This is a genomic window from Leptolyngbya sp. BC1307, from assembly GCF_002286735.1.
GTDB lineage: Bacteria > Cyanobacteriota > Cyanobacteriia > Phormidesmidales > Phormidesmidaceae > Phormidesmis.
Window position 1 is genome coordinate 1 of the sequence record NZ_NRTA01000194.1, and the last position, 537, is coordinate 537.

A 537-nucleotide genomic window follows, 5' to 3' on the forward strand; every position below is an offset into this window, starting at 1 on the left:
GCGTTTTAGCCCATTCAGCGTCGCCTCAAAGCCATGTTCTCCCAACCGGCGGCGGATATTTTCCACTGTTTGGGGCCGACAGTTGAAGGCTTCGGCGCAATAGCTCAATAACCGCTGGTAGAAGGCAAGCTTGTTTTAGCTTGCAACAAAACAAGCCGACTCAGCAGGCAGGGCCTGAGCCGTTGCCTGAGCCGCTCTTTGTCTAATGACATCAGGCAACAAGGGAACAGTGTCATCGTGTTTGAGCCTGGAGGTCAAATATTGCCAGAACGAAAAGCCCAGCTTGCGACAGGTTTTTTTGAGGCCGACAAAGGTGTCACGCGCCTGCCTGCCCAAGTCATGGCGAGTGGTGCCACTAATCTTACGACGAGTGACCATCTCGCGAATATCAGATTCAGCGGCATTGGTATGCAAAGGCAGCGCTGGCATCTCCAGGACGCGCAGGAGTTCTGCCTTGTGGTTGGTAAACTGCTTGAGCACCGCGTTTAAGGGCGCATTGTCCTCGAAGGTCTGTGCAAAGATGGCATCAAAGCCTCG

Annotated in this window: 1 protein-coding gene; it reads right to left on the reverse strand. The window is 53.8% G+C overall.

All coding sequences use genetic code 11. The features are described 5' to 3' along the window. Nucleotides 1-135: 135 nt before the first annotated feature. A partial coding sequence (locus CKL79_RS22745; protein ID WP_240518737.1) for a transposase occupies nucleotides 136-537 on the reverse strand: 402 nt, incomplete at its 5' end.